Genomic DNA, 15,811 nt, shown 5'->3' on the forward strand with positions numbered 1-15,811 from the left:
GGACGGTCCCCCTCCCCATCGCTGCGCGACAGGGAGCGTCCGCTTCCCAACCCAAAGCCGCCTTAAACCGATCTCCCGAAAATCGCTGTCCTACTTTATCGCGCCGCCAGCCTTCGTCCAAAGTCGAAGCATCCTCTCCCGACAAAACAGCCGTCCCGTCGCCTAACGGAAAAGGGCGGCGGTATCGTCGATACCGCCGCCCTCCGGGACTACCTGTAATGAAAAGGTTTAGAAGTTCAGCTTCACGCCGGCCGACATATAGCGACCCATCACGTCATAATTGGGGTTGGTATAGGGCGTGATCGGCGGGTCGCGGTCGAACAGATTGTTGACCTGGCCGAACAGAGTGAACGGCCCGGTTTTGAACTGAGCGCCGAGATCGATGTAAGTGCGGCTGCCGATCTTGTTGTTGATGATCGGCAGGGTGCTGCTGTAAACCCCGCCATCGACATAGCGGAAACGGATGTTCGCGCCGAAACTGTCGTTGTCGAAAGCGATCGTGCCCGTTCCGCGCCATTTCGGTGTCGAGAAGGCGGTGTCGCCGCCGACGACGCCCGAAACTTCCGCGCCGTTGATTTTCAGGTTGAACACATGGTTTGCCAGTGCGCGGAAACTCAGCTTTCCGTCGCCCAATGCGATCCGGTACGACGCCTCGATGTCGAGGCCCTGCGTCTGGTAATTGGCCAGATTGCGAAACCCGTTCGTGATCGAGCCGATGGTGCCATTGGCTTCGCGAACAATGGTGCCCTTGCAGGTCGGATCGTTCGGTGCGGCAACGAAACATTGTCTCAGAATGTCATTCGCGGTCACCGTCGTGATCACATTGTCGATATCGATGTCGTAATAATCGACCGACAGGCGCAGCCCCGGGACATAATTGGGGGAGTATGACCCGCCAAGCGTCAGGGTATGCGAAATTTCGGGCGTCAGGTTGGCGTTGCCGCCGCCATAGACCACCACGTTATTTTGCGTCGTGCCGTTGGTGCCTTGGAACGGATCGAAGACATTGCCGATGTTCGTCGAGCGGTTGAGGAAATATTCGGTGATGCTCGGCGAGCGAATGTCGCGCGAATAAACGGCACGCAGCAGCAGGTCATTCATGACGCGCAGGGTGCCACCGGTCTTCCACGACCAGATCCCGCCGCTGGTGCTATAGTCCGAATAGCGCGCTGCGCCGTTGATTTCGAGCTTCAGCGCGTCGGTGATGTCGAGCAGCGGCACGTTGACTTCGGCGAAGACTTCCTTGACGTCGAAGCCCCCGTTCGTTGCCGACGAGTTCAGCGTGCCGAGCGCGTTCGCGAGCGACAGCGGATCGACATATTGCGTCGACTGTTCTTCCCAACGGAAGTCGGTGCCGACGGCGATGTCGACCGGACCAGCCCAGGTCGAGAAGGGCTGACCCGAGAGGCTGGCGCCCGCGGCGTCGAGCTTGATCGTGTAAATGATCTGCGATCCGCCAAAGGCATAAGCGGCCGCTTTGTCGGAAATGCTGCCATTGCCGAACAGGTTGATCGGTACGCAATTGGGATCGTCATTCGCCGTCGATGCGTCGGTGTTGACGCGGCACGTCGGGGTGCCGTTCACGAGGATGGAATCCACACCATTGTTGAAGCGCGATTTGATCCGCTGGTTGTTGAGTCCCTGATTCAGACGGATTTCGCCATGGTTATAATAGGCGTTATAGCTCCAGCCGTCGCCGAACGTGCCGTCGAGCCCGATCGAGCCCTCCAGATTGCGGCGGTTGTACTTGAACGTCATGATCTTGTCGGCGCCGACATCGTCCATAACGCGGCCAAGAAGGAACGGACCGACGACGCCGGCGGCGGCCAGCTGGTTGCGGTTCGCCTGGGTCAGAAACGCATTGTCGGGCATGATCACCGCGGCTGGCGTTTCCGGGAAGAAGCCATAGTTCGCCGACATGCGGTGATAGCTGAAATTGGCCCAGACCTTCAGCGAGTCGGTGAGGTCATAGTCGGCGCGGGTAAAGACGTTGATGCGTTCATAGGGCGTGCTGACCGCGACATAGTCGAAGATGTTCTGGCCGCCGCCGCCGACGGTCGTCGTGCCCTGTGTCACGCTGCCGAGCGGGAACGCGCCGATGTTGCCATCGGGATTGAACACGAGATTATAGGGTGCGCCGGTGGCGCGGAGGATCGAACCGCCATTGTAAAGCTGCGTCGAATTGGGGTCGCGCACCAGTCCCAGCTTGCCGTCGGGGCGCTGAAACACGCCCGCTTCGAGGTTGGGCCGGTCGTCGCGGCTCAGCGCACCGCGCTCTTTCATATATTCGCCAGCAACCATGAAATGGCCGCGGCCGCCCGCGAAATCGGTGCCCCACGCGATGTCGGCGCCATAGCGCGCCGCATCGCCGCGCGACGAGATGCCGGTCTGCAGGCCCATGCGCCAGCCGGTAAAGTCGTCGTCAAGAATGATGTTGACCACACCCGCGACGGCGCCCGAACCCCAGGCTGCCGATGCGCCGCCGGTGACGATGTCGATCCGCTTGACCAGGCTTTGCGGGACGATGTTGAGGTCATTGGCGCCGGCAAAGCGGTGACCGTTGAGCAGCGTGAGCGTGCGGACCGCGCCCAGGCCGCGCATGTCGGCAGTTGAAACGCCGCTGCTCGTGTTCCCGGGCGTGGTTGATGGCGTCTGGGTGGCCCGGAATTGCGGGGTGTCGTTCAGGACCTGCGCGATGCTGGGGCGGTTGCCGAGCGAGAGTTCGGCCTCGCCGATCACGGTGGTCGGGGTGGGCGCGTCGAAACCTTCGCGTTGGATACGCGATCCGCTGACCACGATCTCTTCGTCGGAAGCGGCCTCGGCCGCGGCAACGCTTGATTGCGCATAAGCCGGATTCAGGCTGACCAGCATCGATAATGCGGTGCCTGCGTACCAGCAGGATTGAACGACCTTCATAGAAATCCCCTTGCCAATGGACGGCAAAATGCTGCTGCCCGGTGTCCGCCTGTGTTCTACGTTGAGGCTCTTGCGGCCTTCTCGTATGCGAATTTCTATAAAGTCGGAATTTTCGGAAAAATCAACCCCAATCAAGACATAATTTTCAATAATAGAAAATACGATGCCGCGGGGGCGGGCGATTCAATCAGATTGCGCTGAGAATCAAGGCATTTTACCCATGTTTCACAATTCAGATTTTGCCAACCAAAGATGCTATCGAAAAATCTGCGAGCGCTGATTTCCGTCTGCCGCGCCATTTTGCCCGGCTTTCGCCGTCAACACGCCATGGACCGGCGCGAGTCGATGGGCCGGCGCATCGGGCCGGGCGCGGACGCGCATTTTTTTGGGATACACCGCTAGCGAGTTGTCCGCGTCAAAACGAAGCCGCGCCTTGCCCGTCTTGCAAGCAGGGCGCGTCCGACACAGCGCATATCGTCCAACCGCCACCCATTGCCTGATACAATTGGATGCGCGCAGAGAGCGCGTCGGCGCGGAGCTGGATCAGCGATAGCTCGGCTCCGAGCAGGCCGCGCTGGGCGTCGAGTTGCTCCAGATAGGGCGAATAGCCTTCGCGGTAGCGATTGGTCGCGAGGCGCAGTCCCTCCGCCAGCGCATCGCGCTGCGATTGCGCGAACAGGATTTGCCGGTCGATCAGCCTGACCGCGGCGAGGGCGTCCTCGACCTCGCGGAAGGCGGTCAATGCGGTACGGCGATAGGCGAAGGCCGCCTGGTCGCGCTGCGCCGCCGCGGCATCGGCCTGCGCCGTCAGCCGACCGCCCTGGAAGATAGGCGCGAGGATACTGCCACCGACCGACCAGATCGTGATCGGATCGCCGAGCAACGTCGAGAAGGCCGCGCCCGCGGCCGAGGTGAGCCGCACCTGCGGGAGGAAACGCTTGCGCGCCGCCGACAGATTTTTGTCGGTTGCCGCGAGTTGATATTCGGCCTGCGCGATGTCAGGCCGACGGCGCAGCAGATCCGACGGCAGGCCGTCCGGAACCAAGGGCACGGTCAGCCGATCGAGTGCTTCGCCTCGGCCGATCGCTTGCGGAGTCTCGCCGACGAGCAGGCTCAGCACGTCTTCGGTGCGGGCAATGCCCAGTTCGATCTGCGGGACGATCTGGGCTGTGGCGTCATATTCGGCTTGCGCCTGCTCGAGCTCGAGCTTTGGCGAGTAACCCGACCCGACGCGCGATTTCGCGATCCGCAGCGATTCCGCTCGTGCACCGACGGTTTCACGCGCCACCGCCAGCCGCGAGTCGAGGCTGCGCAGCGTGACATAGTTGGCGGCGACTGCGGCGGCGACCGAGAGCTGAACCGCATCGCGTGCGGCTTCGCTCGCGAAATATGAATCGCGGGCGGCGGATTTCTGGTCGGCAAGGCGGCCGAACAGGTCGATCTCATAGGCGATCTGGACTTGCGGCTGCGCGAAATTCTGTTCGGACGGCTGGCCGAACGCGCTCACCGACCGCGAGCGGCCGCCACCCAGCGTCGCGTCGATCGCCGGCAGTGTTTGCGCCCGCGCGAGCGCGACATTGGCGCGGGCCTCACGCACGCGCGCTGCGGCAATCCCGATGTCGCTGTTATTGGCGAGCGCCTTGTCGACAAGAGTTTCCAAAACCGGGTCGCCGAACGATCGCCACCAGTCGCGTTGTATCTCCGCCGTGGGGCCGGCATCGGTCCGCCATGCGGCCGGCGGCGCGACAGGCGTTACTGCCGTCGCCGCAACCTCGGGGCCGGCGCAAGCGGCGAGGACGACCGCCAGCACGGGCATCAGTGCAAGGTGCGAAATTTTCACCGCCGCGATCCGCCGCTGGTGTCGATATGGACCTCGACTGACATGCCGGGACGAAGCCGCTTCGCGGCCGCCTGATTGCGATCGATCGCGATCCGCACAGCGATCCGCTGCGCTACCTTGACGAAATTGCCCGTCGCATTGTCTGCCTTCAGCACCGCGAATTCAGACCCTGCGGCGGGCGACAGATTTTCGATCCGACCGGTCAGTTCGGTGCCGCCCAAGGCGTCGACGCTGAACCGCGCTCGCTGGCCGATCGCCATGTCGCCGGTCTGCGCTTCCTTGAAGTTCGCGATGACCCAGACATGGTGCGGGACGATCGACAGCAATTGGGTTCCCGCGGTGACATAGGCGCCCTGACGCACGCCGACCTCGGACAATTGGCCGTCGGTGGGCGCGCGGATGATCGTATTGTCGAGGTCGATCTGCGCGAGGCGGAGTTGCGCCTTTGCCGAAGCGACTGCGGCCTCGAGACCGGCGCGCCCGACGACGACGGTGCGGACATCCTGTGTCCCGATCGCCCGGCTGGCGCGCGCCTGTTGCAGCGTGGCCTGCGCCGCGAGCAGCGCCGCGCGGGTCTGGTCGAACTCGCGGGTCGAGATCGAGCCGTCGGCGACGAGCGTGCGGGCGCGGCGCATGTCGGCCTCGGCCCGGGTCAGCTGAGCCTGGGCATTGGCGATGCCGGCGTTCTGGCTGTCGGTCGCGACTTCGCGCGAACGCTGCGCCTGCGCCGAATTGGCGAGCGATGCCTCTTGCGCCGCGACGTTCGCCTCGGCCTGCGCGACGCGCGCGCGATAGATGCGGTCGTCGATCGTCGCGAGGATCTGGCCGGCCTTCACCTCGGCGAAATCCTGAACGGGGACGCGGGTGACATAGCCGCTGACCTGCGGGCTGATGATCGTCACGCGTCCGCGCACATAGGCGTTGTCGGTCTTCTCGGCTCCGCCAGCAAAGGGCGGCAGCCCCCATGCGTAGAGGATCGCGAGGATCGCAAACAGGGCGGCGGCGATGATGATGATCACGGTCGTCCGCGTCTTGTCCGGCGGGCGCCACGCCGACGGCGGCGCGTCGACCTGCGGATCGGGCGGGGCCACGGTTTCGGGCACGGCGGCTGAGGGGGGCGCCGTTTCGGTTTGGGGTGTCGGCGCGTTCGCCTTTGGCTGGTCGCTCATTCTATTGCCCTTGCCCTGCCTGCGCCTGCAGGCGCTGTACCAATAATATAACGGGTGACGGCTCGCCGCGCCGCCGGATTCCCCGGCTGATCATGAAGCCCCAGAATGTTGTCAGGATCGCAAGCACCCCGACCAGCAGGAACACGTCGTTATAGGCGAGGATATGCGCCTCGCGCGTGACTTGCTGGCTGAGCAGCGCGGCGCCCTCTGCACTGCGCAGTACCGGATCGCCGACCGTCCCTGCAACGACCCGGCTTCCCGCGCCCAATCGCGCGGCGACCAGCGGATCGGTCGCCACGATGTTCTGGACCAGTTCGTGCGAATGATATTTCTCGCGGACGGTCTGAAAGGTTCCGAGCAAAGTGCCGCCGGCGAGGCCACCGATGCTCTGGCTCATGCTGAACAGCACGACAAAACTGACGAAGTTCTTCCCGCCGGCGAGCAAGGTCCGCGCGATGCCGATCACCATCGCCTGTGCGAGGAAGAGCAATGACGCAAAGCCGATCAGCGCCTGGCTGAGATAGAATTGGCTCGGCCGCGTCAGGTTGGTCGCATTGGCGTCCATGAACGATCCGATGACGATCAGCACGACCGCGATGATGATCGGCCGCGACAGATTGTCGGGACGGAAAGTCAGCACCGCGGTGGCGAGGCCGGCGATCGACGCGAACACGACAATCAGGTTCAACGTCACCATCTGGTCGTTGATCAGGCCGATGGTGCTGAGGAAGCCGACCGACCCGAACGCCTGTTCAGACAGGAGTATGCGGATCGAGGCCGCGACCGCGATCAGCCGGATCATCTCGCGCGTGCCCAGCCAGCGGGTGTTGATCAGCGGGTTCTTGCGATGATGCTCGACCAATATGGCGGCGGCGATCAGCGCGACGCTCGCGGCGAGCGACCAGCCGATCCATGGACGCTCGGTCCACCACTGGATACGCCCCTGCGAAAGGACCGCGATCAACAGCCACAGCCCCGGCGCGAAGAGGCTGAAGGTCAGGAAATCGAGCGGCTCGAATACTTTTTCGCGCTCGCTGGGCGGCAACGGCTGCGCCATCACGGCGGCCAGCGTCGCCAGCGCGAGCCCCAATTCGAACCAATAGAGATTATGCCAGTCGCCCCATATGAGCAGGCCTGGCGACAGGACGCGCGCGAGCGGCGTCGCAATCTGCGGGATACAGATGCCGATCATTACCGCGGCAAGTCGCTTGGGGGCGGGCAACGCCTGAAAGAAATAGAGAATGGTGAGTGTCGACAGGCCGCTGGCCGCGACGCCGCTCATCGCGCGGACAGCGACCGAGGTCCAGAAATCGTGGATGAACAGATGCATCAACGTCGTCACCGCATAGGCAACGAGCGTGTAGCGGATGAACGGTTGCAGCCCGAATTGCTGGCGATATTTGACCAGCAGCAGGTTCGCCGTGACGTTGGTCATGAAATAGGCAGCGGTCAGCCACGCCGCCTCGTCGCTGTTGAGGCCCAGCGTCCCCTGCGCGAAGTTGAGATTCACCGTGACCAGAGCGTTGCCAAGCCCGCCGGTGATCCCGATCAGGCAGCCGATCAGGAAATGGCGGACCATGCGCGATTTCGGATGCTCCGGATTCGCCGGCGACCCCGGAAGCGTTGGCCGCTCGTGGGGCTTGAAGACATAATCCGCCATGGCGGGTCAGGCCGCTTTGGCGGTCATGGACGCGCCACGAGCGGAACTGGGGCTTCCATCCCCGGCAAGCTGCGGCGAGTCGGTTCGATAATCATGACTTTCCTTACCGCATCGCCGGGACGCATGCAGCCTGTTCGGTGGGACAGGAGTCACGCGGTGCGGGTGTAGGGGGCGTTGGCCCATCCTCGGATTCTCAAGCGTGGTGCGCCTTCCAAAGCCAGGTGGCAGAGGCGAGGTCCTGTACGATCGAGCCCAGCGATTTATAGATGGTGACATCCGATGGCGCGAGACGACCCGGCGTGGACCCCGAAAAGACATGCCCGATTTCGGGCAGGACATGCTCTTGGGTGACGAGCCCCGCATCGCGTGCGCGCAGATATTCCGCGCCCTGTGCCAGTACGCCTTCGCGATGATCGGGCACGAACCGTGCGCGTGCGACAAGCGCCTCGTCTATCTCGGACGGACCGGCACGGCTCGAGCCGACGGCATTGATATGCGCCCCGTCCGCGACGTCTGCGTCGAACAGGATGGGCTCGGCCGTGCCTGTGAGCGTGCATATGATATCCGCCGCGTTCGCCGCCTCGGCGGCGGTGGTCGTCGTGTGCGCGGTCAGGCCAAGCTCATGGCTGACACGTTGGGCAAGGCGGGACGCTTTTTCCGCTGAGCGTCCCCATACCCGGACCTCGTCCAGCGCACGGATGTGGCGGATGGCCGCAACATGGTGCCATGCCTGCTCGCCGGTCCCCAATATCGCGAGACGGCGGGCGTCGGGACGCACGAGCGCGTCGGTCGCGGCCGCGGAGGCCGCAGCGGTCCGGATCGCGGTGACTTCGCCGGCGTCGATAACACACACCGGAGCGCCGCTGGCGCGATCGAAGAGGATGATCACACCCTGATGCGAGGCGCCATGTTCGGCGGCGGCGGGAAAGATGCTGATGATCTTCGCGCCAAAGCCCGCGCCGTCGAGCGCGCCGGGCATGACGCCGAACAGGTCGCCCTTGCCAAGGTCGATGATGCCGCGCAGCAACTGCTGGCTGCGCCCTTCGGCGAGTGCGATCATCGCGTGGCGCATCAGGTCGATGCACGTTCGGTGGTCGAGCCGCTCGCGGACTTCGGCCGCATCGATGAAGCGGATCGGATCAGCCACCCCAGACGCCTTCGGCGTGGCGCAGGAAGTTGAGCCCCATGATCTTCTCGATCCGGCGGCTCGAATAGCCGCGCGCGGAGAGCAGGGCGACAAGCTTTCGAAACTGGTCGGGTCCGCGGAGGTCGACGACGAAGGGATAGGTGTCCGGCCGCTCGCCCGCCGCGCTGATCCCCGCCGCGCGCCGGTCGGCAATCTCCTTGGCGAGAACGGCTTCATAGGCCTTCAGATCGTCGATCTGGCCGACATGGCCGTCGGTGCCGATCCCGACATGATCCTCGCCGCAGATATTCACCGCATGGTCGATATGCGCCACGACGTCCTCGGCGCGGGCGTGGCCGGAGATGTTGAGGAAGGGCATGAAATAGATGCCGATAAAGCCGCCCTTTTCAGCGACCAGCCGCAGCTCGGCGTCGGTCTTGTTGCGCGGCAGGTCCGTGACGGCACGGCAACCGGTGTGGTTGATCGAGATCGGTGCCTTCGACATGCGCGCGGCTTCGAGGCAGGTCTTTTCGCCGCTGTGCGACAGGTCGACGATCATCTTCTGCGCATTGAGCCGCTCGATCACTTCGCGCCCGAAGGGGGTAAGGCCGCGATTGTCGGGCGCCATCGATCCGTCGCCGAGCTGGTTTGCGGGATTGTAGGTGATCTGGAAGATGCGCACGCCCATGTTGGCGAAGATGTCGACGCGGCCGGCGTCCTTGCCCATCATCGCGCCGTTCTGGAAGCCGTAGATGATGCCGATCTTCTTTTCGGCCTTGGCACGGCGGATGTCGGCGACGCTCAATATCTTGATCAGGTCGCGCGGATAGCGGCGCAGCAGCATGTCCATCTCGGCGACGTCGGCGACGCTCTTTTCGAACGGCTCGGCCGGGCCCGCGACATAGCCGAGGGTGCAGTTGATCGCGGTGATGCCCGACGCATGGGCTTCGGCGAGCACGCGCGACGAAAAGGGGTCGGGGGCATCGCGGATATTCGGGTCGGCGAGGCCGCCGAGCGCGTTCACGATCACCCATTTTCGGCTGTCGGGGGCGGCAGCGGCGGATGCGGCGGAGGGCAGCAGCGACGTGGCGGCCAGCCCCGCGGCGCCCGCGATCATCGCGCGTCGGTCAATCGTCATTCCCAAGCTCCTTTGCCGTCGGCGCGATATAATCGGCGCGGCGATATTCGCGGCCGCGTTTCACGGTCATTTCGATCTTTTCGATATTCTCGATGTCGGCGAGCGGGTCCGCCGCAAGGATGACGAAATTCGCCAGCTTGCCGGGCTCGATCGATCCCATATCCTGGTCCTGCCCCGCGGCGCGCGCGCCGACGAGCGTCGCCGAATGGATGACCGAGAGCGGCGGCATGCCGACGTCGTGCGCCAGATAGCGAAGCTCGGCATGAACCTCGGGCCAGGGGTTGCTGGCCGGATCGACGAAATCGGTCCCGGTTGAAATCGGGATACCCGCGCGCCACGCCTGCTGTGTCAGGCGGATCGTGCGGGCACCACTGCAACGCAGCGGCTTGGCTCTCGGATCGGCTTTGCGCGCGGCCTCGAACTTAACGAACAGGCTGCCGGTCGCGTCGAGGATCGTGCCCTTCTTTCGCATCGCCCCATAAAGGCCGGCAACGACGGGATCGTCGCCATTCGGCGCCAGCAAGGCATCGTCGATCGGCATCCGGTCTTCATAGGCAGCGAGCATTTTCGGCTGCGCCTCATACCCCAGATAACAGACATGGCTGACCGAATCGACGCCGGCGGCGATCACTTCGGCCGGACGTGCGGGAAAGACCGCGCTATGCGCCCAGACCATCAGCTTCTGGCGGTGCGCCTCGGCGGTGATCGCCGCGACGCGCTCGCCGGGCAGATTGGCGTAAATCTTGATCGCGCTTGCCGAGGTTCCGCGCGCTAGCGTGACCGCGGTGCGCAGGTCGGTCTTCTTGTCGATCGCCTGCATCCATGGCGCGGTCCCCGGCGTGAAGCCGCGGCTGACCGACACAACCCGCGGATCGGCAAAGAAGGACGGTCCCGCCATCAGTGCGGCATAATAGATATCGGGCGCGGGAATCTCGCCGACCAGCGACGCGCGCGCCAGATCGCCCACCGCGCGCAGGTCGTCCGCCATGTCGCGCACGGCGGTGACGCCGCCATAGAGCTGGCGGCGCAAGATCGCCTCGGCGCGTACCCGGTTCGGGGGGGTAGCAAGATGGACGTGGCTGTCGATCAACCCGGGAATGACGAAGCGCCCTGACAGGTCGACCCGGCGGACCGATGCCGCCTGCGATGTCAGACTGCCTTGCGCGCCGGTCGCCACGATGCGTTCGCCATCGACCAATATGTCCTGGCCAGGGCGGGCAGGGCCACCGGTGCCGTCGATTACCGTTGCGCCGGTATAGAGGACGGATTCGGCTGCAGCGGAGGGCGCGGCCGTCATCAGCAATGCCGCGAGGCTCAAGGAAGAAAGAATGGTGAGCGAGCGCTCCGGGCGCGGGGGGATGGAGGACATGCCAGCGTGGCTAGCCTCCCCGCATCATGTCCGCAATCACCGGTCGTGCGCACTAGCCATTTTCCGGACAGTGACTTCCGGCTCAGTCGCCCGCTTCCAGCTTCGCCGGAGCTGCAATCCCGCTTTTCCCGTCCTCGCGCTGACAGCGTCATGGTAAGGCCGTTGATAACTAATAATATTCCGGCGCGCGCTTGCCACGCCCCGTCGCACACGGCTTGCGGTTTGTCCAATCCGGGCGCCCCTTTCGCTCTCATAATAATAACGGGCTCGCATTTCTTTCCGACGACTTGGGAGGAGCGTGCCAGATGGCTAGGGATGTCAGCAAGAAGCGGCGTGTTGGAGCAGCCTCGACTCGGGCAGCCGGAGCGCGCGCTACCAGAGCAAAGACCAAAGCGAAGACCGGCACCGCGATCCTGAAGCCCGACTGGCTCGGCGAGATCGAGGTTGGTCCGCTCTTTCCCTTTCCATGGTTTCAGGATCATATCCGCAATCTCTTCGAGGCAAGCCGCCCCGGCCGGCCGGCGATCCGGTCAGAAGATCTCGTCGCGCTGCGGATCGAAACGCGCAATCTCGACATCGTGCCCGGCCAGCCGCCGCGCCTGAAGAAATCGGGGCAGGGGACCGCTTATCTGATCCTGCATTTCCCGCCGCAGTCGTTCGCCGAAGAGACGTTTTTCGAACAGACTGCCGACCCGAGCCAATCGGATGAATTGCGGCCGCCCCCGGTCCGCGCCCGGATCGCCAATGAGTCGCGCCTCGTGTTCACGGTGCCGAACGGTTTCGATATCGAATATTCGCTCGCGTCGGTGCTCGCCGCCTGCCGCGACCTGCCACTAAAGGTTGCGGCGAATGCCAAGCCGCGCGTTACCAAACCCGGTCGCTTTCATTTCGAGGAACTGCTGGATCTCGATTTTGTACGCGGATTGACGGTCAAGCGCCGCGCCGCACTGGCCAGCGCCGCAGTCAGCACCTTGCGGATCGGCGCCGAGGGCGGGGGCGGCGACATGGCGACGGTGCGTGCGCGCCAGCTCTCGCTCGGCGGGGGGTTCTCGATGGAGGCAACGTTGCCCGGCGGCGTTATCGTCGATCCGGGGATCGTGCTGGCGCCCGCCAAACCGGGGCCTCCCAACGCCACGACCACGTCGATCGAAATGCCCTGGCGACTGATCCTGTCGCCGCACAGTGGCGGGCGCTGGCGTCACACGACGGGCCTTGTGACCTCGCCGGCCACGCAGCGCACCGAGCTTTGGCATTCGCGGCTTGTCGTTCCGCGCGCAGACGGCACCGAGATCGAGCCGCCTTATCCCGACCCCGGCCGGACGACGCGCGCGATCTGGGCGCTTTCGGGCGAGGGCGGCGAGGCGATGCGCCCCGCAATGCAAAGCAATTGGCCCGACAGCAGCGCCTTGCCTCCGACCGACGGCCAGAATCCCTTCCGCACGACCCTCAGCAATTTCGACCGCTACCAGATCCCGCACCTGTCAGCGAACTTCGATGTTCCCGGTTATAGCCCCGAACCGCTCGATACCAACATGATGATGCTGACCGCGCTCGGCGGCTGGCTGGACTCGCGCGGGGCGTGGGACCCGCCGGGGTTGAGTGTCGAGGAATGGGTGCACCGCGCGACGATGGGCCGCGATCATTATGTTCGGGTTGTCTATCGCGGCTTCCTGTTTCCGTTCGGCCACCGCGTCGCGCTGGTGAAGGTGAGCGAGCGCAAGTTTCACAATGGCAAGGCGACCGCCGAACAGGCGCCCGGCAACGTCGCCTATTTGCGTCAACGCATGTTCATCGTCATCCGCGAAAAGGAACGCACCTATGACGAGGCATCGTATCTGAATGCCCAGTCGAGCGACGGCATTCGCCTCGCGCGCCAATTTCCCTTCTCACGCATCAAGTTGCTGACCGAAACGACCCCCGACATCGATATGCCCGAAAATTCGGAAATCGACGACAAGGGACAGCAGATGTTCTGGCCGCGGGTCGGCGGCAAACCATTCCGCTTTCAGTGCGCAGGTACCGACCTCGACGGACGGCGGGTGCTTTTCGACCTGCCGATGATCTTCGTCGACAATACGCTTGCCGCACCCCGCAAACAGAATCCGGCGACGGGCAAGCTCGACCCGATCTATGCGGATGCGGAGAAGGAGGCCCTGATCGCCGCCAATGCGTATCGAACGGCGCCACCCGACTATAACAGCGCGCCGCTCGACTGGCAGCGCGTGGCACTCGCGCCCAGCCTGAAATCGGGCGACACGTCGGTGCAGGTCGACCTGATGGAATTCGGCGGCTTTGCGCAGTCGGGCAACCAGAGCCTGCGGACCTATAGCAACCGGCTGACTCGTCCCGTCTGGGTGCCGCGCATGGAGGAGGCCAGCGCGCGCATCGGACCCATCGCGCATCTTTCGGGCAATCAGGGTGCGCACCGGCTCATCTTCAACCAGCAGTTTCTGCGCGCCGGCTTCGACCCCGCGCCGTCGGGAAATCGCGGCGAAGTGTTTGTCGACGTGATCCCCGGCACGGGACCGAACCTCGATTTCTCGTCGCAAGGTGACAAGTCCGGCGGCTTCATGCAGCCGAACCTGAAACCCGCCGCGCTGTCGCGGCTCGCGGGGCCGGTGATGAGCGACCCGGCGCAATTCATTCAGGGCAAGATGCCCGCAGGGGCGGGATTCCCAACGTCGATTTCGGACCTGCCGCTGCCGTTGCTGTTCGGCTGCATCCCGCTGGGGTCGATCATCGAGGCGGTGACCGACCTCGCCGACAGCCCCGACAAGGTGCCCAAGTTTGTCAGCGAGGCGAGCACCAAGGTCGAAAGTTTCGTCAACGGGCTCGTTCGCCTGTTCGAGTTCGTGACGGATATTGCGTCGCAGCCTGCGGGGATTGCCAACGCAGCGATGACCGCCTTCAAAGCGACGCTCACCGATCTGGTCGCACAGGCGCAGGCCTATGCCGCGGCGCAGGTTCAGCCGGTGGTCGCGGCGGCCGATACGGTGCGCGACCGCGTCGAGGAGGTCGCAGACAAGCTTGCCGCGCTGATGGACAAGCTGCTCGACGAAGCTGCGAGCAGTCCGGATCTTGCGAGCCTTCCCACGAGCATCACCGCCGCGCGGGCCGCCGTCGCCGATTTGCGGGCCGCCGCCAATGCCACCCCGGGGGGCGTCTCGCTTCCCGCGGGTTTCCGCCAGAGCGCGCTCAACGCGGCGCAAAAGCTCGATGCGCTGCTCGCCGATCTCGAACAGTTTCAGGCGCTCGTCACCGCCGGCAAGGAATTGTGGGATGCGCTCGATGGCATCGTCGGCGATCCCGGCGCGCTGTCTTCGCTGCTCGGCGATCCCGCCGCGCTGCGGGTCAAGGTCGAAGCGCTGTCGGATGCGATCGGGCCGTTCCGCGCCGCGCTCGAGAATTTCAATCTGCTGAGCGGCGCTCCGCGCAACGCCATCGTCAATGCGCTCGGCGTGGTCGAGGAGATATTGGACGGCGCCGAGGATCTGCTCCGTCTGGTCGAGATGCTCACCGGCGACGAATTGACGATCCGGTTCGACTGGAACCCCGAAATCAACAACTGGTCGCCGACCGGCAGCACCGCGCCGGGCGATGCTTTGTTCCGCGCCAACGACAAACGCGGGCTGCTCGTCGCGGTGGTCGCGAAGGTCAAGAAGAACGGATCGTCGAGCCCGTCGATCAGCGTGACGTGCGGCCTCAAACATTTCGACCTCGTGCTGATCGCGCCGGCGAGCTTCATCGAACTCAATTTCGAGAAGATCGAATTTTCGATCGACAGCGCGGCGAAGATGGATGTCGACGTGCTGCTGTCCGACATCAAGTTCGTCGGGCCGCTGAGTTTTGTCGAAACGCTGCGCGACCTGATCCCGCTCGACGGCTTTTCGGATCCACCCTATCTCGACATCACCCCGCAGGGGATCGACGCCGGGTTCGACATCTCGCTGCCGTCGATCACCTGCGGCGTCCTCAACCTCTCCAACGTCAGCCTTGGCGCGGGTTTCACCGTCCCCTTTATCGGCCAGCCGCTCAGCGTGCGCTTCAATTTCTGCCGCCGCGACCAGCCCTTTCTGCTGACCGTCTATATCTTCGGCGGTGGCGGCTTCTTCGGCGTGACGCTCGACCCCGGCGGGGTGCAGATCCTCGAAGCGTCGTTCGAATTCGGGGCGGCCTTCTCGATCGACTTCGGCGTTGCTTCGGGCGGCGTGCATGTCATGGCGGGCATCTATTACCGCATGGAGGCCGACGACGCGTCGCTCACGGGCTATTTCCGGCTTGGCGGCCATGTCGATGTGCTGGGGCTGATCACCGCGTCGATCGAGCTTTATCTCGAGCTTCGATATGAATTCAGCTCGGGCAAATGCGTCGGCAAGGCGCAGCTGACCATCGAAATATCGGTCTTCATCTTTTCGGGCAGCGTGACGATCACCTGCGAACGCAAGTTCGCGGGATCGAACGGCGACCCGACACTGCGGCAGATGCTGGGCCATGCGCCCGACCTGCCGCTCGCGCAGGAGCTCCAGCAGATCGGCGAAGACGTCGAATATGCCTGGCGCGACCATCTCGAAGCTTTCGCCTGAAGGGGACTGG

At 64.2% G+C, this 15,811-nt stretch carries 8 protein-coding genes; 1 reads left to right on the forward strand and 7 read right to left on the reverse strand.

What is annotated here, in order from left to right:
• Positions 1-228: 228 nt before the first annotated feature.
• The 7 genes from AC3A43_RS17130 to AC3A43_RS17160 form a co-directional block, all read right to left on the reverse strand.
• A complete protein-coding gene (locus tag AC3A43_RS17130) occupies positions 229-2,916 on the reverse strand; it encodes a TonB-dependent receptor plug domain-containing protein (protein WP_487793745.1) in 2,688 nt (895 codons plus the stop codon).
• Between the two features lie 415 nt (positions 2,917-3,331).
• A complete protein-coding gene (locus tag AC3A43_RS17135) occupies positions 3,332-4,732 on the reverse strand; it encodes an efflux transporter outer membrane subunit (RefSeq protein ID WP_487793794.1) in 1,401 nt (466 codons plus the stop codon).
• A 20-nt stretch (positions 4,733-4,752) separates the two neighbouring features.
• Entirely contained in the window at positions 4,753-5,925 is a 1,173-nt protein-coding gene (locus AC3A43_RS17140) for an HlyD family secretion protein (RefSeq protein ID WP_487793746.1), read from the reverse strand.
• A 1-nt stretch (position 5,926) separates the two neighbouring features.
• On the reverse strand, positions 5,927-7,585 hold the full coding sequence (locus AC3A43_RS17145; protein ID WP_487793747.1) for an MFS transporter: 1,659 nt from the start codon (positions 7,583-7,585) through the stop codon (positions 5,927-5,929).
• Positions 7,586-7,778: 193 nt separating this feature from the next.
• Entirely contained in the window at positions 7,779-8,732 is a 954-nt protein-coding gene (locus AC3A43_RS17150) for an ornithine cyclodeaminase family protein (RefSeq protein ID WP_487793748.1), read from the reverse strand.
• Positions 8,725-9,849, reverse strand: coding sequence for a dipeptidase (locus tag AC3A43_RS17155; RefSeq protein ID WP_487793749.1), 1,125 nt, complete (start codon positions 9,847-9,849; stop codon positions 8,725-8,727). Before AC3A43_RS17155 ends, AC3A43_RS17150 begins: the two co-directional genes overlap by 8 nt.
• Complete coding sequence (locus AC3A43_RS17160) at positions 9,839-11,146, reverse strand: amidohydrolase family protein (RefSeq protein WP_487793750.1); 1,308 nt, start codon at positions 11,144-11,146, stop codon at positions 9,839-9,841. Before AC3A43_RS17160 ends, AC3A43_RS17155 begins: the two co-directional genes overlap by 11 nt.
• Positions 11,147-11,523: 377 nt before the next feature.
• Between AC3A43_RS17160 and AC3A43_RS17165 the strand changes: the two genes are divergently transcribed.
• On the forward strand, positions 11,524-15,801 hold the full coding sequence (locus tag AC3A43_RS17165; protein WP_487793751.1) for a hypothetical protein: 4,278 nt from the start codon (positions 11,524-11,526) through the stop codon (positions 15,799-15,801).
• The last annotated feature ends 10 nt before the right edge of the window (positions 15,802-15,811 follow it).

It is taken from the genome of Sphingopyxis sp. Soil_C_28 (genome assembly GCF_057657055.1).

Coding starts and splice junctions, on each gene's coding strand:
- AC3A43_RS17130 (WP_487793745.1), bottom strand. CDS start 2,916: ATGAAGGTCGTTCAATCCTGCTGGTACGCAGGCACCGCATTATCGATG.
- AC3A43_RS17135 (WP_487793794.1), bottom strand. CDS start 4,732: ATGCCCGTGCTGGCGGTCGTCCTCGCCGCTTGCGCCGGCCCCGAGGTT.
- AC3A43_RS17140 (WP_487793746.1), bottom strand. CDS start 5,925: ATGAGCGACCAGCCAAAGGCGAACGCGCCGACACCCCAAACCGAAACG.
- AC3A43_RS17145 (WP_487793747.1), bottom strand. CDS start 7,585: ATGGCGGATTATGTCTTCAAGCCCCACGAGCGGCCAACGCTTCCGGGG.
- AC3A43_RS17155 (WP_487793749.1), bottom strand. CDS start 9,849: ATGACGATTGACCGACGCGCGATGATCGCGGGCGCCGCGGGGCTGGCC.
- AC3A43_RS17160 (WP_487793750.1), bottom strand. CDS start 11,146: ATGACGGCCGCGCCCTCCGCTGCAGCCGAATCCGTCCTCTATACCGGC.
- AC3A43_RS17165 (WP_487793751.1), top strand. CDS start 11,524: ATGGCTAGGGATGTCAGCAAGAAGCGGCGTGTTGGAGCAGCCTCGACT.